20 protein-coding genes are annotated in these 24,079 nt (G+C 73.9%); 6 read left to right on the forward strand and 14 right to left on the reverse strand.

Going from position 1 to position 24,079, the window contains the following annotated elements:
* Nucleotides 1-59: 59 nt before the first annotated feature.
* Together ACIG3E_RS11445 and ACIG3E_RS11450 are read right to left on the reverse strand one after the other, a co-directional pair.
* Nucleotides 60-1,484, reverse strand: coding sequence for an NAD(P)/FAD-dependent oxidoreductase (locus tag ACIG3E_RS11445; RefSeq protein ID WP_399614207.1), 1,425 nt, complete (start codon nucleotides 1,482-1,484; stop codon nucleotides 60-62).
* A gap of 296 nt (nucleotides 1,485-1,780) precedes the next feature.
* Nucleotides 1,781-2,716, reverse strand: a complete 936-nt coding sequence (locus ACIG3E_RS11450; RefSeq protein ID WP_399614209.1) for a TIGR01777 family oxidoreductase — start codon at nucleotides 2,714-2,716, stop codon at nucleotides 1,781-1,783.
* A gap of 62 nt (nucleotides 2,717-2,778) precedes the next feature.
* Between ACIG3E_RS11450 and ACIG3E_RS11455 the strand changes: the two genes are divergently transcribed.
* Together ACIG3E_RS11455 and ACIG3E_RS11460 are read left to right on the forward strand one after the other, a co-directional pair.
* Nucleotides 2,779-3,267 (forward strand): GNAT family N-acetyltransferase, encoded by a 489-nt coding sequence (locus ACIG3E_RS11455; RefSeq protein ID WP_399614211.1) that lies wholly within the window; start codon nucleotides 2,779-2,781, stop codon nucleotides 3,265-3,267.
* 164 nt (nucleotides 3,268-3,431) lie between these two features.
* Complete coding sequence (locus ACIG3E_RS11460; protein ID WP_399614214.1) at nucleotides 3,432-4,565, forward strand: PP2C family protein-serine/threonine phosphatase; 1,134 nt, start codon at nucleotides 3,432-3,434, stop codon at nucleotides 4,563-4,565.
* Nucleotides 4,566-4,616: 51 nt separating this feature from the next.
* On the opposite strand, the gene ACIG3E_RS11465 is transcribed toward ACIG3E_RS11460, so the two are convergent.
* Complete coding sequence (locus tag ACIG3E_RS11465; protein ID WP_399614831.1) at nucleotides 4,617-5,138, reverse strand: DUF4240 domain-containing protein; 522 nt, start codon at nucleotides 5,136-5,138, stop codon at nucleotides 4,617-4,619.
* Nucleotides 5,139-5,271: 133 nt separating this feature from the next.
* Between ACIG3E_RS11465 and ACIG3E_RS11470 the strand changes: the two genes are divergently transcribed.
* Nucleotides 5,272-6,207: an SDR family oxidoreductase gene (locus tag ACIG3E_RS11470; RefSeq protein ID WP_399614217.1), complete on the forward strand. Its 936-nt coding sequence runs from the start codon at nucleotides 5,272-5,274 to the stop codon at nucleotides 6,205-6,207.
* Nucleotides 6,208-6,240: 33 nt separating this feature from the next.
* Here ACIG3E_RS11470 and ACIG3E_RS11475 read toward each other — a convergent pair whose 3' ends face one another.
* From ACIG3E_RS11475 to ACIG3E_RS11505, 7 genes are all read right to left on the reverse strand, one after another.
* Nucleotides 6,241-7,218: a helix-turn-helix transcriptional regulator gene (locus tag ACIG3E_RS11475; RefSeq protein WP_399614220.1), complete on the reverse strand. Its 978-nt coding sequence runs from the start codon at nucleotides 7,216-7,218 to the stop codon at nucleotides 6,241-6,243.
* Between the two features lie 192 nt (nucleotides 7,219-7,410).
* Nucleotides 7,411-10,107, reverse strand: a complete 2,697-nt coding sequence (gene aceE, locus ACIG3E_RS11480) for a pyruvate dehydrogenase (acetyl-transferring), homodimeric type (RefSeq protein ID WP_399614223.1) — start codon at nucleotides 10,105-10,107, stop codon at nucleotides 7,411-7,413.
* Nucleotides 10,108-10,383: 276 nt separating this feature from the next.
* Nucleotides 10,384-11,028, reverse strand: a complete 645-nt coding sequence (locus ACIG3E_RS11485; protein ID WP_399614226.1) for a GntR family transcriptional regulator — start codon at nucleotides 11,026-11,028, stop codon at nucleotides 10,384-10,386.
* A 126-nt stretch (nucleotides 11,029-11,154) separates the two neighbouring features.
* The gene (gene sucB / locus ACIG3E_RS11490; protein WP_399614229.1) at nucleotides 11,155-12,942 is read right to left on the reverse strand and encodes a 2-oxoglutarate dehydrogenase, E2 component, dihydrolipoamide succinyltransferase; all 1,788 of its coding nucleotides are present in this window, start codon (nucleotides 12,940-12,942) and stop codon (nucleotides 11,155-11,157) included.
* Nucleotides 12,943-13,002: 60 nt separating this feature from the next.
* Nucleotides 13,003-14,391, reverse strand: a complete 1,389-nt coding sequence (lpdA, locus tag ACIG3E_RS11495) for a dihydrolipoyl dehydrogenase (RefSeq protein WP_399614232.1) — start codon at nucleotides 14,389-14,391, stop codon at nucleotides 13,003-13,005.
* Nucleotides 14,392-14,716: 325 nt separating this feature from the next.
* A complete protein-coding gene (locus ACIG3E_RS11500; RefSeq protein ID WP_399614234.1) occupies nucleotides 14,717-16,252 on the reverse strand; it encodes a leucyl aminopeptidase in 1,536 nt (511 codons plus the stop codon).
* A 102-nt stretch (nucleotides 16,253-16,354) separates the two neighbouring features.
* Entirely contained in the window at nucleotides 16,355-17,158 is an 804-nt protein-coding gene (locus ACIG3E_RS11505; protein WP_399614237.1) for an adenosylcobinamide-GDP ribazoletransferase, read from the reverse strand.
* A 99-nt stretch (nucleotides 17,159-17,257) separates the two neighbouring features.
* Between ACIG3E_RS11505 and ACIG3E_RS11510 the strand changes: the two genes are divergently transcribed.
* Nucleotides 17,258-18,025 carry a hypothetical protein gene (locus ACIG3E_RS11510; RefSeq protein ID WP_399614239.1) on the forward strand — a complete coding sequence of 256 codons (768 nt, stop codon included), beginning with the start codon at nucleotides 17,258-17,260 and terminating at the stop codon, nucleotides 18,023-18,025.
* On the opposite strand, the gene ACIG3E_RS11515 is transcribed toward ACIG3E_RS11510, so the two are convergent.
* The 3 genes from ACIG3E_RS11515 to cobT all read right to left on the reverse strand — a co-directional run bounded on the left by ACIG3E_RS11515 (nucleotide 17,962) and on the right by cobT (nucleotide 21,626).
* Entirely contained in the window at nucleotides 17,962-18,666 is a 705-nt protein-coding gene (locus tag ACIG3E_RS11515) for a hypothetical protein (protein ID WP_399614242.1), read from the reverse strand. The genes ACIG3E_RS11510 and ACIG3E_RS11515 overlap by 64 nt on opposite strands.
* Nucleotides 18,663-20,429, reverse strand: coding sequence for a phosphatidylglycerol lysyltransferase domain-containing protein (locus ACIG3E_RS11520; protein WP_399614245.1), 1,767 nt, complete (start codon nucleotides 20,427-20,429; stop codon nucleotides 18,663-18,665). Before ACIG3E_RS11520 ends, ACIG3E_RS11515 begins: the two co-directional genes overlap by 4 nt.
* A 150-nt stretch (nucleotides 20,430-20,579) precedes the next feature.
* Nucleotides 20,580-21,626, reverse strand: a complete 1,047-nt coding sequence (gene cobT, locus ACIG3E_RS11525) for a nicotinate-nucleotide--dimethylbenzimidazole phosphoribosyltransferase (protein WP_399614247.1) — start codon at nucleotides 21,624-21,626, stop codon at nucleotides 20,580-20,582.
* Nucleotides 21,627-21,747: 121 nt separating this feature from the next.
* On the opposite strand from cobT, the gene ACIG3E_RS11530 reads away from it, so the two are divergent.
* Nucleotides 21,748-22,539, forward strand: a complete 792-nt coding sequence (locus ACIG3E_RS11530) for a class I SAM-dependent methyltransferase (protein ID WP_399614249.1) — start codon at nucleotides 21,748-21,750, stop codon at nucleotides 22,537-22,539.
* A 7-nt stretch (nucleotides 22,540-22,546) separates the two neighbouring features.
* On the opposite strand, the gene ACIG3E_RS11535 is transcribed toward ACIG3E_RS11530, so the two are convergent.
* Entirely contained in the window at nucleotides 22,547-23,758 is a 1,212-nt protein-coding gene (locus tag ACIG3E_RS11535) for a bifunctional adenosylcobinamide kinase/adenosylcobinamide-phosphate guanylyltransferase (protein WP_399614252.1), read from the reverse strand.
* 90 nt (nucleotides 23,759-23,848) lie between these two features.
* On the opposite strand from ACIG3E_RS11535, the gene ACIG3E_RS11540 reads away from it, so the two are divergent.
* Nucleotides 23,849-24,070 (forward strand): hypothetical protein, encoded by a 222-nt coding sequence (locus ACIG3E_RS11540; RefSeq protein WP_399614254.1) that lies wholly within the window; start codon nucleotides 23,849-23,851, stop codon nucleotides 24,068-24,070.
* Nucleotides 24,071-24,079: the final 9 nt, after the last annotated feature.

Here is a 24,079-nt window from a genome sequence, read left to right on the forward strand (position 1 = left end):
GGCGCGGGGAACTGCGCGACCAGCCACGACGCAGGCGCGGACGAACGCGGCGGGGAGCGCTAGGCCGCTGTCGGCAGGCAGCCCGGCGCGGGCGTGAGGTTGACGCCCAGGTCCGCCAGCGCGGCCGCAGCGGCCCGGCGGCCCGAGTGCAGGGCGCCTTGCACTGTGCTCGTGTCGCGGTGGTCGCCGCACACGTACAGGCCCGACAGGAGCCGCACCGGACGGAGCAGGTCGTGCGGCGGCGGCATCGCGGGCACCGCCTCGCGGGTGTGGTGCGCGGCGAGCAGCTCCCACCGGTCCGTCGGCGTGCCGTACAGCTCGGCGAGGTGGGCGAGCACGGTGCGGTCGAGGTCGTCCGGCGGCGGGCCGAGGACGGTCGACGAGACGAGGAAGCGGCCCGCGGGCGCGCGCGTGGGGTCGACGTGGCTGACGACGGCCGTGTGCGCGACCGGGCCGCGCCGGTCGGCGTCCAGGAGCAGCGCGGGCTCGCCGAGCGGCGGCTCGGGGGCCGCGTGGTGCACGACGGTCATCGGGTGGAAGGACGGCACGCGCAGCCCGGGAAGCAGCTCGGCGGCGGCGCGCGCGTCCGTGGCCAGGAGGACGCCCCGGCAGGTCAGCTCGCCGTGCTCGGCGGTCGTGACGCGGTTGGCGGCCACCGCCGTGACGCGGACCCCGGTACGCACCGTCCCCGGCGGCAGCGCGGCCGCGAGCAGCTCGGGCAGGGCGTCGGCGCCGCCCTCGGGCAGACACAGACGGCCGCGCGCGAACGCGTGCAGGGCCAGGTCGGCGCACCGGCTCGACGTCGTCAGGTCGGGGTCGCAGAGCAGTGCGGACAGCAGCGGGCGCAGGAAGCCCTCGATGGTGCGGGCGGGCAGGCCGCGCGCGGACAGGGCCCGCGCGGCCGGGAGTTCGGGGCGCGCGAGCAGCCGCCGCACCGGCGTTGCGGCGAGCCGGGCCAGCGCGGCGCCGAGCCGGGCCTGGTCGAGCGCGCTCCCCAGCGGGGTGCTGCGCGCGGGCGGCCGCGACGGGCGCAGCGCGCGGCCGGACGGGGCCCCGCCCGGTGGCCGCAGCGGTGTCCTGGCCCCGGTGCGGGCCGGGCGCGGGACCAGGGGGGCGCTCGCAAGGGCGCGTGCCGCGTGGAGTGCGCCCCTTGTGCGCCTGGGGCCCTGGCCGCCGATGAACTCCGCCGCGCGGTGGTGCTGGCCCTCGCTGTGGACGAGCAGGCCGGGTGCGAACGGGCGCAGGGCTAGCGCGTCGAGACCCGGCGTGTGACGTAGTTCCGGATACGACGTGCTGAGCAGCTGCCCGATCTTGTCGAGCCGGAAGCCGTCCACCTTCTCGGTCGACATGCGGCCCCCGACGTAAGGGGCGGCCTCCAGGATGACGGTCGTTACTCCGGCCCTGTTCAGCTGGTGTGCGGCCGACAGTCCCGAGACCCCGGCTCCCACGATGACGACATCCGCATGGTGCGCAGGCTCTGGCACGTGCTCCTCCCGGAGGTTGCGCGGCTGCTGGGGACGCTTATGCCCGTCACAGGGCGGCGGAATCCCCGAGTTCCGCTTGAGGGTAGGAGCCCCGCGCGGCGTCGGCAGTCGCGCATCGACCGGGCATGGTCGCACGACGGTCGCACGCGGACGGCGAGACGGTCGGGAACGGTCACACGGGGGCGCCGCGACCGCCCGGCCCGTACCCCGGTGGCGCCGCCGACACGCCCGCGCCCCGGCCCGTCCGCGCCTGCGCCCCGCGCGGCGGAGCCGCACATCGAAGCAGCCCCGCGCCCCTACGGCACGCAGGCCCGCACCGCCTCGTCGACCGTCGGGTGCGCGAAGGAGAACCCGGACTCCAAGAGCCGCGCCGGAAGCACCCGCTGGCTGCCGAGCACGTCCCCGGCCATCTCCCCGAGCACCACGCGCAGGACCGGCGCGGGGGCCGGGAACAGCGTCGGCCGGTGCAGCGCCCGGCCCATCGCGGCCGTCACCTCGCGGTTGGTCACGGGCGTGGGCGCGGTCAGGTTGAAGGGGCCCGACAGCTCGTCGCGGGCCAGCAGGTGCCGCAGGGCGGCCACCTCGTCGCGCAGCGCGATGAAGCTCCAGTACTGCCGCCCGTTCCCGAGCCGCCCGCCCAGGCCCGCCTTGAACAGCGGGAACATCCGCCCCCAGGCGCCGCCCGAGCGCGCCACCACCAGGCCGCTGCGCGCGAAGGCCGTGCGGATGCCCGCGTCCTGGGCGGGCCGGGCCGCGGCCTCCCAGTCCACGCACATCGACGGCAGGAAGCCCTCGCCCGCGGGGGCGCTCTCGTCGACCGCGCGGTCACCGGTGTCCCCGTAGTAGCCGATCGCGCTGCCGTTCACGAACACCCGGGGCGGCTCGTCCAGCGAGGCCGCGGCGGTGGCGAGGGCCTTCGTGCCGAGCACCCTGCTGTCGTACAGCTCCCGCTTGTACGCGTCGCTCCAGCGCCGGTCGCCGATCCCGGCGCCCGCCAGGTTGACCACGGCGGTACAGCCCGCGAGCCCCGCCGTGTCCACGCGGCCCGCCGTGGGGTCCCAGCGCACCTCGTCCGCCGTGCGCGGGGCGCGCCGGACGAGCCGCACCACCTCGTGTCCGTCGGCCGCCAGCGAGCGCGTGAGGGCCGATCCGATGAGTCCGGAGGCACCGGCGACGGCGACGCGGGTGGGCTGTTCCGAAGGGTCCGAGGGCTGCGGACGCGTAGGCTCCATGGGCCCATCCTGCCGCGAAAAGCGCGGGTGGGGCGTCGTACTCGCGCCGTACAGTGACGCTCATGCAGCAGACGTACATACGTGCGGCCCGTGCGGGCGACGACGACGTGCTGGCCCGCCTGGACCGCGAGAACTGGTCCACCGTGCACTCCGTGCAGCCCCGCCCCGCACCCCCGCACGAGCCGTTCTTCTCCGACCGCTTCGGCCCCCGCGACCACCTGGTCGCCGAGGTGGACGGCCAGGTCGTCGGCTACGTCCGGCTCGGGTTCCCCACCCCGCTCGCCGTCAACGCGCACGTACGCCAGATCCTCGGCTTCGTCGTCGACGGGCAGGCGCGCGGCAAGGGCGTGGGCCGGGAGCTGATCAGGGCGGTCGTGGCGGAGGCCCGCCGCCAGGGCGCGCGCCGCCTCACCCTGCGGGTGCTCGGCCACAACGCGCCCGCCCGGGCGCTGTACGAGTCCGAGGGCTTCGTGACCGAGGGCGTCCTGCCCGGGGAGTTCCTCCTGGACGGGAAGTACGTGGACGACGTGCTGATGGGCCGCCCGCTGTGACCTGCCAGGACCCGGCGGTCCGCCCGGCCGCGGAGCCGTCCCCCGCGACCCGCCCGGGCGGCCGCGCGGGGGCGGAGCGACACCCGACCTGACCGGCCCGGCGTGCGGACGCCCCGCGCCCGTAGGAGCGTGAGGACGACGCCCGTCGCCGGGAAGGAGCCCGCATGCCCAGGCCCGCGGTGGGGCGGCGGAGCGCGCGCGACCCCGACCTGCCGGGCCGCCTGCCCACCACGCCCTGGATGCGCTGGCCCGCGCCCGCGCTCCTGGTCCTGACCGTGGTCGTCCAGGTCCTCACGCCCAAGACCCTCGACCTGAGCTTCCTGCTCGCGGCCGTCCCGCCGCTCGCCGCCCTCGCCTACGGGCCCGCCGCCACCGCGCTGCTCGGCGGCCTCGTGCTCCTGATGCTCAACCTCCCGCGCTACGACCTCGGCCACCCCGGCGAGAGCGACACCGCGACCGTGGCCTTCGTGGCCGTGCTCAGCGTGGTCTTCGCCGCCGTCCGCAGCCGCAGGGACGCCCAGCTCATCACCGTCCGCACGGTCGCGGAGGCCGCGCAGTCCGCGGTGCTTCCGCCGCTGCCGGAGCGGGTGGGGCCGGTGCGCTGCGCGGGCCTGTACCGGGCGGCGCAGCACGGCACCCTGGTCGGCGGCGACCTCTTCGACGTCCGCCGGGGCCCGCGCGGCGTGCGGGCCATGGTCGGCGACGTCCAGGGACACGGCCTCGCGGCCGTAGGGACCGTGGCCGCGCTGATCGGCGCCTTCCGGGAGGCGGCCCTGGACGAGCCCGGCCTGGAGGGCGTCGCCGCCCGCCTCGACCGGCGCCTGGTCACCGACGCCGAGGCCGTCGAGGACACCGAGGGCGCGCGGCGCGGCGAGCCCGGCGAACTCTTCGCCACCGCCCTGCTCATGGAGTTCGGGGCCGAGGCCGACGCCGACGCGCTGCGCCTGGTCTCCTGCGGCCATCCGCCGCCCCTGCTGCTGCGCGGCACCGCCGTCACCGAGCTGGAGGTCTCCCCGGGGCCTCCGCTCGGCCTCGGCATCGCCGGGGTCGCGCCGCCCCGAGAGACCGTGGTGGCGCTGCGGCCCGGCGACTGGCTCCTGACCGTGACGGACGGCGTGACCGAGGCCAGGGACGCCTCCGGGGCCTTCTACCCGCTGGCGGCCCGGCTGCCCGCGCTCTTCGAGGCCGAGCGGGACGACCCGGCGGCCCTGACGGAGGCGATCTGGCGGGATCTGGTGCGGTTCTCCGGCGGGGTGCGGGACGACGTGGCGCTCCTGGTGTTCGCGTGGGAGCGCTGAGAGGGGGCGAGGGACACCGGGGGAGGGGGCGGAGGCCGTCAGGGCCGGGGCTCAGCGGGCGGCGAACCGCTCCCACAGCTTCGGGAACCGCCGCGCGAGCACCGCGTCGTCCTCGAAGTCGATCGGGGTGCCCTCCGGCTCCGGCGGCGCGGGGGCGATGCCGAGGTCCGGCGCCACGACCCCGGTGAGCTGCTCGTACGCCTCGTCGGCCGCGTAGCCGAGCTCCTCGCCGTCGCCGTCGAGCTCCTCGTCGAAGTCGTCGAGGAGCTCGGCCAGGGAGTCCGGGTCGTGCAGCGCGCCCTCGAAGACCTCGCGGCCCTGTCCGATGAGCCAGCACCGGAAGTAGTCGAAGGCGTCGTCGCTGACGCCGTCGAGCAGCACCCACGCGGCGCCCCACAGGTCCCAGCGGTAGGCGCGGTTGTAGCGGGCCTCGAAGTGGCGCGCGAAGTCGAGCACGGCGTCCGGGTCGGCCCGCAGCAGCCGCTCGACCAGCAGCTCGGCGTGGTCCTCCGGGTCGCCGTCGGCGGCCTCCCGGGTGCTGTCCACGATCTCCCAGAACTCCGTCTCGTCCATCACGGGACAAGCATCTGCCCTGGCGGGTAGGGGCGCACGCGGAGTGCTCCGGAATGCGGCTGTGTCGTTATGTGTGCACATGCCCCTGGAAAGCCCGACAGAAGATGTCGGCTTTCGGTGGAAGGCTCGCCCCATGGAAAACGCACAGACGACCACCGCCCCCCTGTCCGGAAAGATCGCCCTCGTCGCCGGCGCCACGCGCGGGGCCGGGCGCGCCATGGCCGTGGAACTCGGCCGGGCCGGGGCCACCGTGTACGCGACCGGACGCACGACCCGCGAGCACGTCAGCGAGGTCGGCCGCGACCGCGAGACCATCGAGGAGACGGCGGAGCTCGTGACCGCGGCGGGCGGCCACGGCATCGCCGTCCCCACCGACCACCTCGACCCCGGGCAGGTCAAGGCCCTCGTGGACCGCATCGACGCGGAGCAGCACCGCCTCGACATCCTCGTCAACGACATCTGGGGCGGCGACGGCCACGTCGAGTGGGACAGGAAGATGTGGGAGCACGACCTCGACAAGGGCCTGCGCGTCCTGCGCCTCGGCGTCGAGACCCACATCGTGACCAGCCGCTTCGCGCTGCCGCTGCTCATCCGCAACGAGGGCGGCCTGGTCGTCGAGGTCACCGACGGCACCGCAGAGTACAACAAGCGCTACCGCAAGCCCTACTACTACGACCTCGCCAAGGCGGCCCCGCTGCGGATGGCCCGCGCGCTCGCCGAGGAGCTCACGGAGTACGGCTGCACGGCGGTCTGCCTGACGCCGGGCTGGCTGCGCTCGGAGGCCATGCTCGACACGCACTTCAAGGTCACCGAGGAGAACTGGCAGGAGGGCACCCGGCAGAACCCCCACTTCGCGATCTCCGAGACCCCCACGTACGTCGGCCGCGCCCTCGCCGCGCTCGCCGCCGACCCCGAGGTGGCGCGCTTCAACGGCCAGTCGCTCTCCAGCGGCGGACTCGCCAAGGAGTACGGCTTCACGGACGTGGACGGCTCCGCGCCGGACGCCTGGCGGTACCTCATGGAGGTCGACCAGGAGAGCCCGACCGCGGACGTGACCGGCTACCGGTAGGCCGTCACGCGCCAGGCCGTCACCGGGCGGCCGTCACCGGTAGAGCTCGGCCATCCGCGCCGCCGTGGCCGCGAGCCGCTCGCGCAGCTCCGGCGGCTCCAGGACCTCCACCTCCGGGCCGAGCGCGAGCATCTGCGTGTACGCGACGGCGGGGGACTCGACGGGCAGGGTGACGGTCACCCGGCCCCGCTCGTCGGGTTCGGCGCCGTCCAAGGCCTCGTGGGCGGCGGCGCGGTCCGTGACGTACGGAAGCTGCCGGGCCCCGTCGGGCGACAGCCTGAGCACGGCCTCGTCCCGCAGGATGGCCCGCGCGAACTGCGCGGCCCGCTCCTCCCAGAAGCCGGGCAGGTCGAACTCCTCGTCCCGTACGAAGCGGTCGTCGCCGGAGGCGGCCGAGGAGACGGCCGTGAAGCGGTCGATGCGGTACACCCGGAAGGATCCGGTGTCCGGGACGCGGGCGCACAGGTACCAGACGCCCGCCTTCAGGACGAGGCCGTACGGCTCCAACTCCCGCTCCACCTCGCTGTCCTGGCGGCGGTAGCGGGCGATGACGCGGCGGTCGTCCCACACCGCGTCGGCCACCGCGGGCAGCAGCTCCGGGGCCGGGGTCTCCTTGAACCAGCCCGGGGCGTCCAGGTGGAAGCGCTGCGCCGCGTTCTGCGAGGCGTCGCTCAGGGAGGGCAGGAGGGCGGCGGACACCTTCAGGCGGGCCGCGGACGCGGCGTCCTCCAGGCCCATCTCGCGCAGCGCCCCCGGCACGCCCGACAGGAACAGGGCCTCCGCCTCGCTGCGGGCGAGCCCGGTGAGCCGGGTCCGGTAGCCACCGATCAGCCGGTAGCCCCCGGCCCGCCCCCGGTCCGCGTACACCGGCACGCCCGCCTCCGAAAGCGCCTGCGCGTCCCGCGTGATGGTCCGCTCCGACACCTCCAGCTCGGCCGCGAGCTCACCCGCGGTCATCGACGCCCGGGCCTGCAACAGCAACACCATCTTGATAAGCCGGGCAGCACGCATGCCCCCATCATGCCGCGCACGCGAGGACGGCGGGAAAGCGCTCCGCGTCGGGCCCGCACCCGGCGAAGCCGTGGAGTCACGGGTGGGCGGGTGGGAAAAACCGCCGCGTCAGCGGCGCAAAAAAAAAGGGGGGTGCGGGGGTCCTGCCCACCCCGGGCAGGACCCCCGCACCCCTCGTACCGAGCCGGAGGCTTACAGGCCGTACTTGGCCCGGGCCTCCTTCACCGCGGCCGCAGGCACCGCGCCGCGGCGGGCCAGCTGCGCGAGCGCCGCGACGACGATCGACTCGGCGTCGACGCCGAAGTGGCGGCGGGCCGCGTCACGCGTGTCGGAGAGGCCGAAGCCGTCCGCGCCGAGCGAGGAGTAGTCCTGCTCGACCCACTGGGCGATCTGGTCGGGCACCTGGCGCATGTAGTCGGACACCGCGAGCACGGGGCCCTCCGCACCGGCGAGCGCCTGGCGCACGTACGGCACCCGCTCCTCGCCGCGCAGCAGCGCCTCGTCCGCCTCCAGGGCGTCCCGGCGCAGCTCCGTCCAGGAGGTCGCGGACCACACGTCACCGGCCACGCCCCACTCCTCGGCGAGCATCCGCTGGGCCTTCAGGGTCCAGTGGATGGCCGTGCCGGAGCCGATGAGCTGGATCCGCGCGGCGTTGGCCGCGGGGGACAGGCCCGCGGTCTCGGCGGTGTTGAAGCGGTACAGGCCCTTGACGATGCCCTCGTCGACGCCCGCGGGCTTCGCGGGCTGCGGCATCGGCTCGTTGTAGACCGTCAGGTAGTAGAAGACGTCCTGGTCCTCGCCGGGCTTGGCCTCGCCGTACATGCGGCGCAGGCCCTCCTTGACGATGGCACCGATCTCGTAGGCGAACGCCGGGTCGTAGGTCAGCGCCGCCGGGTTGGTGGAGGCGATGAGCGGCGAGTGGCCGTCCGCGTGCTGGAGGCCCTCACCCGTCAGCGTCGTACGACCGGCCGTGGCGCCGATGAGGAAGCCGCGGCCGAGCTGGTCGCCGAGCTGCCACATCTGGTCGGCGGTGCGCTGCCAGCCGAACATCGAGTAGAAGATGTAGAACGGGATCATCGCTTCGCCGTGCGTGGCGTACGCGGACGACGCGGCGATGAAGTCCGCCATCGACCCGGCCTCGGTGATGCCCTCGTTGAGGATCTGGCCGTTCTTGGCTTCCTTGTAGTACATCAGCTGGTCGCGGTCGACCGGCTCGTACGTCTGGCCCTTGGGCGAGTAGATGCCGAGCGACGGGAACAGCGACTCCATGCCGAAGGTGCGCGCCTCGTCGGGGACGATCGGCACCCAGCGCTTGCCGGTCTCCTTGTCGCGCACCAGGTCCTTGACCAGCCGGACGAGCGCCATGGTGGTGGCCACCGACTGCGATCCGGAGCCCTTGTCGAAGGCCGCGAAGGCCTTGTCGGCGGGGGCGGGCAGCGGGGCGAGCGCGTGCGTGCGGCGGGCCGGGGCCGGGCCGCCGAGGGCCGCGCGGCGCTCCTGGAGGTAGCGGACCTCGGGGGAGTCGGCGCCGGGGTGGCCGTAGGGCACCTGGCCGTCGACGAACTGGCTGTCGGAGATCGGCAGCTCAAGAAGGTCACGCATGGCCTTGAACTCGTCCGTCGACAGCTTCTTCATCTGGTGGTTCGCGTTCTTGGACGCGAAGCCCTCACCGAGGGTGAAGCCCTTGACGGTCTGCGCCAGGATGACGGTCGGCGCGCCCTTGTGCGCGAGGGCGGCCTTGTACGCGGCGTACACCTTGCGCGGCTCGTGGCCACCGCGGGACAGGTGGAAGCACTCGAGGATCTTGTCGTCGCTCAGCAGCTTCGCCATCTCGACGAGCGCCGGGTCCTTGCCGAAGAAGTCCTCGCGGATGTACGCGGCGTCACGCGTCTGGTACGTCTGCACCTGCGCGTCCGGCACCTCGCGCAGGCGGCGGACGAGGGCACCGGTGGTGTCGAGCGCGAACAGCTCGTCCCAGGCGCCGCCCCACAGGGACTTGACGACGTTCCAGCCCGCGCCGCGGAACTGGGCCTCCAGCTCCTGCACGATCTTGAAGTTGGCGCGGACGGGGCCGTCGAGGCGCTGGAGGTTGCAGTTGATGACGAAGGTGAGGTTGTCCAGCTCCTCACGGGCGGCGAGTGCGAGGGCCGCCGTCGACTCCGGCTCGTCCATCTCGCCGTCGCCGAGGAACGCCCACACGTGCGAGGACGAGACGTCCTTGATGCCGCGGTTGGTGAGGTACCGGTTGAAGCGGGCCTGGTAGATCGCCGACAGCGGGCCGAGGCCCATGGAGACGGTCGGGAACTCCCACAGCCAGGGGAGGCGGCGCGGGTGCGGGTAGGAGGGGAGGCCGTTGCCGCCCGCCTCCTGCCGGAAGTTGTCCAGCTGCGCCTCGGTCAGGCGTCCGTCGAGGAAGGCGCGGGCGTAGATGCCGGGCGACGCGTGGCCCTGGATGTACAGCTGGTCGCCGGAGCCGTCGCCCTCCTTGCCGTGGAAGAAGTGGTTGAAGCCGGTCTCGTACAGCCAGGCGGCCGAGGCGAAGGTGGCGATGTGGCCGCCGACGCCGTACTTGGAGCCGCGGGTGACCATCGCGGCCGCGTTCCAGCGGTTCCACGCGGTGATGCGGGACTCCATCGCCTCGTCGCCGTCGATGACGGGCTCGGCGGAGGTCGGGATGCTGTTGACGTAGTCCGTCTCAAGGAGCTTGGGCAGCGCCAGGCCCGCGCCCTCGGCGCGCTCCAGCGTGCGCCGCATCAGGTACGCGGCACGGTGCGGCCCGGCCGCCTTGGTCACGGCGTCCAGGGAGGCCTGCCATTCGGCGGTCTCCTCGGGGTCGCGGTCCGGGAGCTGGTCGAGCTCGCTCGGCTGGATGCGGGAGGGGTCGGTCATTACGCCGCCTTCCTGAGTCGGAGGGGTTCCCGTGCCTGGTCGGGCGGGGGCCCTTAACGGAAAGGGTCGGGGGTGCCCTAGGTCTTTGGCAGGACAGGGCGTGGGCTCCGGTGGGAGTCCGTCGTCGACTGTAAGCCAGCGATCGATGATCGATCAAAGCGTTGAGCGGAAAACTTCCCTCTCGGGGCAAAAGTAGGCACAGGGTGCCATGGTGCAGGGCACCGGGTGCCTTGGATTCATCGGGTTTGCGCAGGTGGGGCGACGTATGAGCGCCACTCACCCGGGATGAGCGTCACCGTCGGGCCGGGGCGCGCAGCCGAGGACATGGGCCTTCACGAGCTCCGCGATCCGGGGGTCCCGGCGCCGGAACGCCTGCACGAGGGCCTCGTGCTCCTCCGCGTACGACTGCTGGACGGTGCCGAGCCAGCGGATGGAGAGTGCGGTGAAGACCTCGATGCCGAGCCCCTCCCAGGTGTGCAGGAGCACCGAATTGCCCGCCGCCCGCACCATCTCGCGGTGGAAGGCCACCGTGTGCCGCACCTGCCCGGTGCCGTCGTTGACCCGGTCCGCCTCGTACAGGGCGGCGACGTGCGGCTCCAGGGCCGAGCAGTCGGCCGCGAGCCCGTCGGCGGCGAGCTCGGCCGCGATGGCCTCCAGGCCCGCCCGGACGGGGTAGCTCTCCTCCAGGTCGGCCGCGGAGAGGTTCCGCACGCGCACGCCCTTGTTGGGCGCGGACTCGATCAGGCGCAGGGACTCCAGCTCCCGCAGGGCCTCGCGCACCGGCGTCTGGCTGACCTCAAGCTCGACGGCGATGCGCCGCTCCACGATCCGCTCGCCCGGCTTCCAGCGACCGCTGACGATGCCTTCCACAATGTGCTCGCGAATCTGTTCGCGCAGCGAGTGAATGACGGGCGCGGTCATATGGGGGCTCCGGAGGTCGGCTACTACGGGCGACCTCTAGACAATACGGCCGCGCCCCCGTCCGGAAACCTCCGGACGGGGGCGCGGCCGCCGATGAGACGAGTCTTACAGTCCGTCTCCGGATCCTTACAGGCCGAGCTCGACCTCGAACTCGCCCGCCTCCAGGATCGCCTTGACCGTGGTCAGGTAACGGGCGGCGTCCGCGCCGTCCACCAGGCGGTGGTCGTAGGACAGCGTCACGTAGGTCATGTCGCGCACGGCGATGGTCTCGCCGAGGTCCGGGTGGTTGATGACCACCGGGCGCTTGACCGTGGCGCCGATGCCCAGGATGGCGACCTGGTTCGGCGGCACGATGATCGTGTCGAACAGCGCGCCGCGCGAGCCGGTGTTGGAGATGGTGAAGGTCGCGCCGGACAGCTCGTCCGGGGTGATCTTGCTGGCGCGGACCTTGTTGGCCAGGTCGGCGGTCGCCTTGGCGATGCCGGCCAGGTTCAGGTCACCGGCACCCTTGATGACCGGGGTCATCAGGCCCTTCTCGGAGTCCACGGCGATGCCGATGTTCTCCGAGTCGAAGTAGGTGATGGTGCCCTCGTCCTCGTTGATGCGGGCGTTGACGACCGGGTGGGCCTTCAGTGCCTGCGCCGCCGCCTTGACGAAGAACGGCATCGGGGAGAGCTTGACGCCCTCGCGGGCGGCGAAGCCGTCCTTGGCCTTGGCGCGCAGCTTCATCAGCTTGGTGATGTCGACCTCGACCACGCTGGAGAGCTGGGCCTGGCCGTGCAGCGCCTTCATCATGTTGTCGCCGATGACCTTGCGCATGCGGGTCATCTTGACCGTCTGGCCGCGCAGCGGGGACACCTCGAGGGCCGGGGCCTTCGACGCGGCCGGAGCGGCGGCCGGGGCCGCGGCGGGAGCCGGGGTGGCCTTCGCGGCCTCGGCGGCGGCGAGCACGTCCTGCTTGCGGATGCGGCCACCGACGCCGGAGCCCTTGACCGAGCCCAGGTCCACGCCGTTCTCGGCGGCGAGCTTGCGCACCAGCGGGGTGACGTAGGCGCCGTCGTCGGCCGGGGTGGCCGGGGCGGCGGGAGCGGCGGGCTTGGCCGGAGCGGCCGGAGCCGGGGCCGCGGGGGCCGGGGCCGCGGGGGCCGCGGGCTGCGCCGGAGCCGGAGCGGCAGCGGCGGGAGCGGCCGGGGCGGCCGGAGCCGGAGCCGGGGCGGCAGGCTGGGCCGGGGCGGGCGCCGGGGCCTCGGCGGGGGCGGCCGGGGCGGCGGCCGGAGCGGCCGCGGGGGCGGCACCAGCGGCACCGATGACGGCGAGCTTCGCGCCGACCTCGGCGGTCTCGTCCTCGGCGACGGTGATCTCCAGGAGCACGCCGGAGACCGGCGCGGGGATCTCGGTGTCGACCTTGTCGGTGGAGACCTCAAGGAGGGGCTCGTCGGCCGAGACCTCCTCGCCGACCTCCTTCAGCCAGCGGGTGACGGTGCCCTCGGTGACGGACTCGCCGAGCGCGGGCAGCGTGACGTCGGTGCCCTCGGCGGCGCCACCGGCCGGGGCGGCGGGCGCCTCAGCCGGAGCGGCGGGGGCGGCCGGGGCCTCCTCGGCGGCGGGCGCCGGGGTCGGCTCGGCGGCCGGGGCCTCCTGGGCAGCCGGGGCCGGGGCCTCGGCGGGAGCGCCGGAGCCGTCGTCGATGACGGCCAGCTCGGCGCCGACCTCAACGGTCTCGTCCTCGGCGACCTTGATGGAGGCCAGGATGCCCGCGGCGGGCGAGGGGATCTCGGTGTCGACCTTGTCGGTCGAGACCTCGAGCAGCGGCTCGTCGGCCTCGACGCGCTCGCCTTCGGCCTTCAGCCAGCGGGTGACAGTGCCCTCGGTGACGCTCTCGCCGAGCGCCGGAAGGGTTACGGAAACCGACATGGTTTCTGTTGCTCCTTACGAAAATGGGGAAGTCTGGTCGTCGCGTCCGTGGACTGAAGGTCAGTCGTGGGAGTGCAGGGGCTTGCCGGCGAGGGCGAGATGGGCCTCGCCGAGCGCCTCGTTCTGCGTCGGGTGGGCGTGGATGAGCTGCGCCACCTCGGCGGGCAGGGCCTCCCAGTTGTAGACCAGCTGGGCCTCGCCCACCTGCTCACCCATGCGGTCGCCGACCATGTGGACGCCGACCACGGCACCGTCCTTGACCTGGACGAGCTTGATCTCGCCCGCGGTCTTGAGGATCTTGCTCTTGCCGTTGCCCGCCAGGTTGTACTTGAGGGCGACGACCTTGTCCGCGCCGTAGATCTCCTTGGCCTTCGCCTCGGTGATGCCGACCGACGCGACCTCGGGGTGGCAGTACGTCACCCGCGGCACGCCGTCGTAGTCGATCGGCACGGTCTTCAGACCGGCCAGGCGCTCCGCCACCAGGATGCCCTCGGCGAAGCCGACGTGCGCGAGCTGGAGGGTGGGGACGAGGTCGCCGACGGCGGAGACCGTCGGGACGTTCGTGCGCATGTACTCGTCGACCAGGACGTAGCCGCGGTCCATGGCGACGCCCTGCTCCTCGTACCCGAGGCCCTGGGAGACCGGGCCGCGGCCGATGGCCACGAGCAGCACCTCGGCCTCGAAGGTCTTGCCGTCGGCGAGGGTGACGCGCACGCCGTTCTCGGTGTACTCCGCCTTCTCGAAGAAGGTGCCGAGGTTGAACTTGATGCCGCGCTTGCGGAAGGCGCGCTCAAGGAGCTTCGAGCTGTTCTCGTCCTCGACCGGCACGAGGTGCTTGAGGCCCTCGATGACCGTGACGTCCGTGCCGAAGGACTTCCACGCCGAGGCGAACTCGACGCCGATGACGCCGCCGCCCAGGATGATCGCGGACTGCGGCACGCGGTCCAGGGTCAGCGCGTGGTCCGAGGAGATGATGCGGTTGCCGTCGATCTCCAGGCCCGGCAGGGACTTCGGCACGGAACCGGTCGCCAGGAGGACGTGGCGACCCTGGATCCGCTGGCCGTTCACATCGACGGAGGTCGGGGACGACAGGCGGCCCTCGCCCTCGATGTAGGTGACCTTGCGGGAGGCGACCAGGCCCTGGAGGCCCTTGTACAGGCCCGCGATGACGTCGTCCTTGTACTTGTGGACGGCGTTGATGTCGATGCCCTCGAAGGTGGCCTTGACACCGAACTGCCCGGCCTCGCGGGCCTGGTCGGCGATCTCGCCGGCGTGCAGCAGGGCCTTCGTCGGGATGCAGCCGTTGTGCAGGCAGGTGCCGCCGAGCTTGTTCTTCTCGATCAGTGCGACGTCGAGACCCAGCTGCGACGCGCGCAGGGCCGCGGCGTAACCGCCGCTACCACCGCCGAGGATCACTAGGTCGAAAACGGTGCTGGCGTCGTTCGCCACGTCACGTCCTCCATGCATGTGCGCCGTGCGCCGGACCCCTCATTGCCGGGGACGACCGGTCGGTCGGCTGGTATACGGCCGCTCTTCTTCGGCCCTGTGGTGGGGGCCCTGTCCTGCCGAGAACCCATCTTCGCACTTGTCGGCGGCAGGCGGGACGCCGGGCCGGGCTGATCGGCCTCAGCCGGAGGTCAGGACCACGTACGCGCGTACGGATTTCATCGACAGCGAAATCCTGGTGCGGGAGGTGAGAGAGGTGCGGGATGAGCCTGCCGACGCGTACGGCCCCGCGGGCGAGGGCGCCCCGGGGCCGTACGTCAGTGGCCGCTCAGCCGAGGTCGCCCGCGGCGGTGCGCTCCGCGAGACGCACCAGGGTGCGGACGGCGGAGCCGGTGCCGCCCTTGGGGGTGTAGCCGTACGGGGCGCCCTCGTGGAAGGCGGGGCCCGCGATGTCCAGGTGGGCCCAGGTGATGCCCTCGCCCACGAACTCCTTCAGGAACAGGCCCGCGACCAGGCCGCCGCCCATGCGCTCGCCCATGTTGGCGATGTCGGCGGTGGGGGAGTCCATGCCCTTGCGCAGGTGCTCGGGCATCGGCATCGGCCAGGACGGCTCGCCGACCTCCTCGGCGATCTCGTGGATCGACGTGCGGAAGGCGTCGTCGTTGGCCATGACGCCGAAGGTGCGGTCACCCAGGGCCAGGACCATGGCGCCGGTCAGCGTCGCCACGTCGACGATCGCGTCGGGCTGGTCCTCGGAGGCCTTGGTGAGCGCGTCGGCGAGGACCAGACGGCCCTCGGCGTCGGTGTTCAGGACCTCCACCGTCTTGCCGCTGTACATGCGCAGCACGTCGCCCGGTCGGGTGGCCGAGCCGGACGGCATGTTCTCGGCGAGGGCCAGCCAGCCGGTGACGTTGACCTCCAGGCCGAGGCGCGCGACGGCGACCACGGCCGCGAACACGGCGGCGGCACCGCTCATGTCGCACTTCATGGTCTCGTTGTGGCCCGCGGGCTTGAGCGAGATGCCGCCCGAGTCGTACGTGATGCCCTTGCCGACGAGGGCCAGGTGCTTCTTCGCCTTGGACGAGGTGTACGACAGCTTGACCAGGCGCGGCGGGGCCGCCGAGCCCGCGCCGACGCCGAGGATGCCGCCGTAGCCGCCCTTGGCGAGCGCCTTCTCGTCGAGCACCTGCACCTTGATGCCGTGCTCCTTGCCGGCGGCCTGGGCGACCGCGGCGAACGCCTCCGGGTAGAGGTCGTTCGGCGGGGTGTTGATCAGGTCGCGGGCGCGGTTGAGCTCCTCGGCGACGGCCAGGGCGCGCTCGACGGCGGCCTTGTAGGCCTTGTCGCGCGGCTTGCCGCCGAGCAGGGCGGCCTCGGCGAGCGGGCCCTTGGTGTCCTTGGCGCCCTTCTTGGCCTTGGCGTCGGCGGTGCCCTTGTAGGCGTCGAAGGCGTAGGCGCCGAGGAGCGCGCCCTCGCCGATCGCGCCCGCGTCGGCGGCGCTCTCCAGAGGCAGCGCGAACGCGGCCTTCTTCGAACCGGCCAGGGTGCGCGCGGCGACACCGGCGGCCCGGCGCAGCACCTCCGCGTCGTAAGCCTGGTCCTTCTCGGGGACCGCGCCGAGGCCGACTGCCAGGATCACCGGCGCCTTGAAGCCGGACGGCGCGGGCAGCTTCGTCGCCTCACCCTCGGCGCCCGAGGCACCGAGGGTCTCCAGGACGGACGCGAGCTTGCCGTCGTACGCCTTGTCCACGGACTCGGCGCCAGGAGCCACGACCGGCCCCTTGGCGCCCTTCGCGACACCGACGACGATCGCGTCGGCACGCAGGCCGGACGCGGCGGCGGTGCTGAGAGTCAGAGCAGTCACGGTGCTGAAGTCCCTCTTTCATAGGAGGTTTCACTGAGTTCTTGCGGGCTTTGGGGTGGTGAGCCCGTCGCGAGCCTACGCCCGCAAGCAATGCGGTGTGCCTCACTGTGCGTGCTGGCCGAGGGCGAGCACAAGCAGCGCGGCCGTGGCGGCGGTCTCGGCGAGCCCGCCGAAGACGTCGCCGGTGACGCCGCCGAACCGCCGTACGCAGTGGCGCAGGAGGGCCTCGGCGGCGGCGCAGGCGAGCAGCACGGCGGCCGCGTTCCGGACGGTGGAGACGGCGGTGTCGGCGCCCGTGACCGCTCCCGCGGCGGCGGCCGCGGCGGCGACGGCCACCAGGACGGCCAGGGCCGCGCGCGCGGGGACCGTCCCCGCGACGGCCGCGCCGAGCCCCTCGGGCCGGGCCGGCGGCACCTCGGCGCGGGCGGCGAGGGTGAGCGCGAGCCGGGCGGCGGTGGCGGCCACCGCGGCGCCGCACAGACCGCGCGCCCAGCCGTCGTCGTACAGCTCGGCGAGGGCCGCGACCTGCGCGAACAGGGCCAGGACCAGGGTGATCACGCCGAACGGGCCGATGTCGGACTGCTTCATGATCCGCAGCGCGTCGTCGGCGGGCTTGCCGCTGCCGAGGCCGTCGGCGGTGTCGGCGAGACCGTCCAGGTGCAGCCCCCGGGTGCCCGCGGCGGGCACGGCGACGGCGGCGACGGCGGCGAGCAGCGGGCTCGCGCCGAGGGCCAGCAGCCCCGCCCCGAGGCCCCCCGCGAGGAGGCCGAGGACGAGCCCCGCGACCGGAGCGCACAGCATGCCCGTCCGGGCGGCCTCGCGGTCCCACCGGTGCACGCGCACCGGCAGCGCGGTGAGCGTGCCGAAGGCGAAGCGGAGGCCGTCGGCGGGGGTGGGTCTGGGCATTGGGCGAGGTTACCCGGGCGGCCCCGCGCGCCCGTCGCCGCCCTGCCACGGCGGGGGCCCCGGCCTGCGCACGGCGGCGGCGAACCGCAAGATGGGCCCATGGACGGCTGGTGGTACCGGAACGTCGTCGAGCCGGGGAAGCTGCCCCTGCTGCTCGCGCTGGTCTCCTTCGTGGGCTCGTTCCTGGTGACGCGCACCATCACCCGCCTCATCCGCGCTGGGAAGGGCCCGTTCCGGAACATCACCACGGGGGACGTGCACGTCCACCACGTCGTCCCGGGCATCTTCCTGATGCTGGTGGGCGGCTTCTGGGCGGTGGCGGCCGGGCGGCACGGCTTCGGCTCGCTGTGCGCGGCCGTGATCTTCGGCATCGGCGCGGGCCTGGTCCTCGACGAGTTCGCGCTGATCCTGCACCTGGACGACGTGTACTGGAGCGAGCAGGGCCGCAAGAGCGTGGAGGTGGTGGTCCTCACCACGGCCCTGGTGGTCCTGATCCTCACCGGCTTCACCCCGTTCGGCGTCAACGAGCTCTCCGTGACCGAGCGGCACAACCGCTTCGCCTTCGCCCTGAACATCGCCGTGAACTGCGGCTTCGCGCTGATCGCGATGTTCAAGGGCAAGCTGCGCACGGCCCTGATCGGCATGGTGGTGCCCTTCGTGGCGCTCGTCGGCGCGATCCGCCTCGCCCGCCCGGGGTCGGCCTGGGCGCGGCGGTTCTACCGCAACCGGCCGCGCGTGCGGGCCCGGGCGGCCCTGCGCGCGTTCCGCCACGACCGCCGCTGGACCGCCAAGCGGCGCTGGCTTCAGGACGTCATCGGTGGCAGGCCGGACCCGGAGCCGCGCCCCGCGCCGTCGCGCCGCAGCTGACGTACCGCCGAGACGACCGCGCACAGCACGAGCACGCCCGCGATGGCCGCCAGGTGCTCCTTGCCCGCGAGGTTGTTCTTGACCAGGACCTCGACCACCATCAGGGCGATCACCAGGGCGCCGGTCGCGTACGCCCGGTAGCGCCAGCACACGAACACCGCGAGCCCGACGACCGCCGCCGACGGGCCGGTGTCGATGACCTGCGCGTCGGAGGCGGGAAGCCCGATCCAGCTGTCGGGTCCGACGGCGATGCCCACGCGCGCGTAGAGGGTGCCCGCGAGCGTCGCCGCGTACCCGACGAGCAGCGTGCGCCACCAGCCGACGCAGATCTCGGCGATGCCGAACACCAGCAGGATCTGCGCGAGCGCGCCCCACACCGGCAGGTCGAGGGCGGGGACGAAGAGCGAGAGCGGGGTGCGGATCAGGGCGAGCCACAGCGGCTCCTCGGCCCGCACGGAGCCGATGTTCTGGACGAACTGATAGCCCCAGGGCTGGTTCTGCACGTACTGGAAGGCCCCGGTCAGGCAGACGGCGGCGAGCGTCATCGGGATCGCGCGCCAGCGCCGGGCGACGAGCCCGCCGCGCACCGTGGAGTACAGGTCGCCCCACTCGGCACGGGCCAGCCGGGACAGGGGGCTCATCTACGGGACTCCAAGTGTGTGCGGTGCAGCCATTTCGGTAGGCCCGGAGCTTCCAGGAAGCCCTCGGCGCGGGCGGACGCGACACCGATGCGCGGCAGGTCCGCGCTCTTCTCGAAGAGCAGGAACCGCGGCTCCCAGATGGGTCGGTACTTGGCGTTGGCGCGGTACAGCGACTCGATCTGCCACCACCGGGAGAAGAAGCTGAGCAGCGAGCGCCACAGCCGGAGCACCGGGCCCGCGCCGAGCCGCGAACCACGCTCGAAGACAGATCTGAACATCGCGAAGTTCAGCGACACCTGCGTGATCTGGATCTCCGCCGCGCGCTGGAGCAGCTCGATGACCATGTACTCCATCAGGCCGTTGTCGGAGTCCCGGTCACGGCGCATGAGGTCCAGGGAGAGGCCGTGCGGCCCCCAGGGGACGAAGGAGAGCACGGCCCGCAGCTCGCCCTCGGCGTCGGTGCACTCCAGCATCACGCACTGGCCGTCGTCCGGGTCGCCGAGGCGGCCGAGCGCCATGGAGAAGCCGCGCTCGGTGGCGCCGTCGCGCCAGTCGTCGGCGCGTTCGAGGAGGCGGGCCATCTCGTCCTCGGGGATGTCCGCGTGGCGCCGTACGCGCACCTGGTACCCGGCGCGCTTGACGCGGTTGTAGGCCTGGCGGACCGTGCGCATGGCCCGGCCCTCCAGGGTGAAGTCGGCGATCTCCACGATGGCCTCGTCGCCGAGCTCCAGGGCGTCGAGGCCGTGCCGGGCGTAGATGGTGCCCGCCTCCTCGCTCGCGCCCATCACCGCCGGGGTCCAGCCGTGCTCGCGCGCCTCGGCGAGCCACGGCTCGATGGCGCCGGGCCAGGCCTCGGGGTCGCCGATCGGGTCGCCGGAGGCCAGCGAGACGCCGCCGACCACGCGGTAGGTGACCGCGGCCTTGCCGGTCGGGGACCAGACGGCGCTCTTCTCGCGGCGCAGCGCGAAGTAGCCGAGCGAGTCGCGCTCGCCGTGCTTGGCGAGCAGGGCGCGCAGCCGCGCCTCGTCGTCCTCGCTGAGCGGGTCGACGGCCCGGCGGGAGCGGAAGGCCGCGTACAGGACGGCGATGACCAGGAGCGTGCTCAGGACGTTGATGGTGACGTTGACCCAGCCGGGCGTCGAGATGCCCGCGAACCGGGAGTCGTCGGCGGCCAGCGACACCAGCCGCATGGTGCCGTAGCGCCAGCGGTCGAGGAACGTCGAGCGGTAGTCGTCGTGGGCGTGGTTGGTGACGGTCACCAGGAGCGCGGCGAGCAGCGAGGTCGCAAGCAGCCCGCCGACGGCGACGGCCGCCGCCAGCTTGGGGTTGGACCGGTCGCCCTTGGCGTAGAACTCGCGGCGGCCGACGAGCAGCGCGGCGACGAAGCCCGCGGTGAGGACGAGCGAGATCCAGTTCTGCGCGTACTGCCGGATCTCGGGGAAGAACATCGCCACCGCGAAGAGCAGCAGGAACAGGCCGCTCAGCACCAGGTTGAGGATCCAGGAGGCCCGTTTGCGGCGGCGCATCGTGACCGCGAGGAACGCGGTGAACACACCGGAGGCGAACCCCGCGGTGAGCATGTACGGGGTGAAGTAGTTCTCCGTGTTGTGCCGTCTGAGGTCCTGCCCCAGGGAGACCCAGACGGCACTGAGGAAGTTGACGAACGCGACGGCCCGCAGATACCAGACGGCGGCCGCCGCGGCTCTCCGCGAGGCCGGGGTGGACGTCGTGCGCTGTTCTTCCTTCGGCCGTTCTTCTCCCATACAGCGGGATCTTATGGGGTGTTGTGGTGTGATATGGGGCTTGCTGTCCCGCTTCCCCGCCGCGACCTGCGGCTACGCGGAGACGGAGAGCCCCGCGGTGACCCGGAGACGGGAGCCTCCGCGGTGACCCGGGGACGGGAGGCTCCGCGGCTACTCGGAGACGGGAAGCTCCGCGGCGAGCGCCGCGGCGGAGCGCAGCAGCGGCACCGCGAGCAGCGCGCCCACGCCCTCGCCCACCTTCACCCCGTGGCTGAGCAGCGGTTCGAGCGCCATCCGGTCGAGCGCCTTGGCCTGCGCGGGCTCCCCGCTGTCGTGCCCGGCCAGCCACCAGTCCGGCGCCCGGAAGGCGACCCGCTGGGCCACGAGGGCCGCCGCCGCGGCCACCACGCCGTCCAGGACCACGGGCGTGCGCCGCACCGCGGACTGGAGCAGGAACCCGGTCATGGCCGCGACGTCGGCCCCGCCCACCGCCGCGAGCAGCTGCAGCTGGTCGCCGAGCACCGGTCGCGCGCGCCGCAGGGAGTCCCGGACCGCCGCGCACTTGCGCATCCACGCCAGGTCGTCGATCGGCCGCCCGCCCCGCCCGGTCACCACGGACGCGTCGGTGCCGCACAGCGCCGCGATCAGCGTCGCCGCGGGCGTCGTACCGCCGACGCTGACGTCGCCGAGCACGACCAGGTCGGTGCCGGAGTCGGCCTCCTCGTCGGCGAGCGCGATGCCCGCGCGCACCGCGCGCTCGGCCTCGTCGGCGGTGAGCGCGTCCTCGATGTCGATGCGGCCCGAGCCGCGCCGCACCCGGTGGCCCGCGACCTCGGCGGGCAGCTCGTCCGGGTCGCAGTCCAGGGCCAGGTCGACCACCCGCACGGGCACGTCGAGCCGCCGCGCGAGCACCGCCGCGGGCGCCTCGCCGGACAGGACGGACCGCACGAGGTCCGCCGCCCCGCCCGCGGGCCGCGCCGACACGCCGAGCTCGGCGACGCCGTGGTCACCCGCGAAGAGCAGCGCCTTCGGCCGCTCGATCGGCTTGACCGGCACGGACGCCTGGGCCGCCGACAGCCACTCGGCGAGCTCGTCCAGGCGGCCGAGGGCGCCGGGCGGCAGGCCCTGCCGCTCCCTGCGCTCCTCGGCGTCGCGGCGCACCCCGCCGTCGGGCCGCTCGATCAGGTCGGTGAAGTCGTCGAGAATCAGCGAGCTCATTCGGCGAACAGTACCGGCGGGCGGTGACAGGCGCGCGAACGGCCCCGGGCCGGTCCGCCACCGGCGGGACAGGCCCCGCGACGTCGTTGCCCTGCCACCACTGATCCCATACGTTCCGTTTGTGCCGAAACGCCCTGTCCCGTCCGTCCGTCAGCAGGCCACCGACGACCCCGTCGAGCGCGTCCTTCGCGCCCGGCACTCCACCCGGCGCCACCGCGCCACGGCCCACGCCCTCGCCCGGCACCTCGAACCCGAGAGCTGGCTCGACGTCGGCACCGGACACGGCCGCCTCCCGGCCGCCGCCAAGGACGTCCTGCCGTACACCGCGTACGACGGCACGGACCCGGGCGGCGCCGTCGAGGAGGCCCGTGAGGCCGGGCACGTCGAGGAGGCCCACCAGGGGCTCCTGCCGGACCTCGCGCCGCGCCTCGCCGACCGGTACGACGCGGTGAGCATGGTCCACCACCTGGAGCGCGTCCCCGACCCGGACGCGGAGCTCGCCGCCGCCCGCACCGTCCTGCGCCCCGGCGGACACCTGCTGATCGAGGCCGCCGACCCCGAGTCCCGCTCCGCCCGGCTCCTCGGCCCCTGGTGGCCGCCGCACGCGCGCTCGCAGCAGCCGTGCCTGCTGCCCCTCGGCCGACTGCGCGGTGCCCTGGAGGACCTCGGCTTCACCCTCGTCGACGTCGAGCGCCGCGCACCGCACCTGCCGCTGGACCTGACCGGCGCGGCCGTCCTCGTCGTCGGCCGCCGGCTGCCGCGGGCCGCCGGGCCGCGCCGGGCGTGCGGCTGGGCGGCGGCCCCCCTGATCGTCCTCGCCTACGCCCTCGACCAGCTGCTCGCGCCCCTGCTCGTCCGCACCGGCTTCGGCAACACCTACCGCGTCATCGCCCGCCGCGAGCGCGACGACTGAGCCCTCCTCAGCCGCGCAGTGCCAGCGCCTGCCCCGCCACCACGAGCAGCACGTGCTCGCACTCGGCGGCGAACGCGGCGTTGAGGCGGCCCAGCTCGTCTCGGTAGCGGCGCCCCGACGCGGTCGCGGGGACGATGCCGGAGCCGACCTCGTTCGACACCGTGACCACCGTGCGCCGCGCGGCCCGCACCGCGTCCGTGAGCTCCGTGACCCGCTTGCGCAGCGCCCGCTCGCCGCCGCCCGCCCACTCGGTGTCGTCCCACGCGTTCACGTCGTCCATCGCGTGCGTCAGCCACAGCGACAGGCAGTCGATGAGCAGCGGCGGCCCCGGCTCGGTGAGCAGCGGCACGAGGTCGCAGGTCTCCGTGGTGCGCCAGGAGCCGGGCCGCCGCTCGCGGTGCGCGCGCACCCGCTCCGCCCACTCCTGGTCCCCGCCGCGCAGCCCGCCGGTGGCCACGTACAGCACGTCGGGGAAGGCCTCAAGGCGCCGCTCGGCCTCCACCGACTTGCCCGAGCGGGCGCCGCCGAGCACCAGGGTGCGGCGCGGCACGTCCGGCACGTCCTCGTACGCGCCGACCTCCAGGGTCGTGCCGTCCGGCACCGCCCGCGCCCCGGCCGCGGCGAGCCGCCGGGCCAGCTCGGGGCCCGGCGGCACCTCGTGGCCGATGTGCACGGCGAGCACGTCCGTGGTCGGGCCCGACGCACCGGCCGCCCGCAGCCGCGCGAGCCCGTCCGGGCGGCCCACGACGTCGGCCACGACCATGTCGTACACGGGCTGCCCGCCGCCGTTCTCGGGGCCCGCCCCCGCGGGCGCGCAGCCCGGCGGCAGATACAGCAGCCGCTCGCCGTCGGGGCCGGTCACCTCGTAGCCGGTGCCGGGCGCGTCCATCGCGACGGCCCGCACCCGGTGCCCGGTGAGCAGCGCGAGCTCGCGGCCGTCCGGCACCCGGACCGGCTGCGGCAGCCCGGCGGGTACCTCCACGGCGGGCCCGTCGTGCGGATGCGAGAGCAGCACCTGGCGCACCCCGCCGAGCGAGTGCCCGGCGCGGGCGGCGGCGAAGGCGGCGCCCGGTGTCAGGTCGAGCAGCAGCACGCCGTCCACGAGCAGGGCCGTCGCCGCCCGCGCCTGGTCGCCGAGCGCGGTCGCGCACGCGGCGCAGGTACAGCCGGGGCGGGGCAGCTCCTCGGGGGCTCCGGTGCCGAGCAGAGTCAGTTCCACAGGAAGATCCTCCCGCGTCGCCCCGCGCGCCGCGCGCCCGGCTAGGCTTCAAGCGGCTTACGGGACACCACTGGACCTCGGGAGGCTGACATGGCGGCATGGACGTGGCGGTTCGAGACGGCGGACGGGACGGAGGTCCAGCCCGCGGTGCAGCCGGAGGAGTTCACCACGCAGGGCGACGCGGAGACCTGGATCGGCGAGCACTGGAAGGAGCTCGCCGAGGGCGGCGCGGACCAGGTGACGCTCTTCGAGGACACCTCGGAGGTCTACGGCCCGATGAGTCTGCACGCGCAGGACGCGGCGCAGGCCTGACGCGCTGGA

Source organism: Streptomyces sp. NPDC053474, assembly GCF_044544845.1.
Lineage (GTDB): Bacteria > Actinomycetota > Actinomycetes > Streptomycetales > Streptomycetaceae > Streptomyces.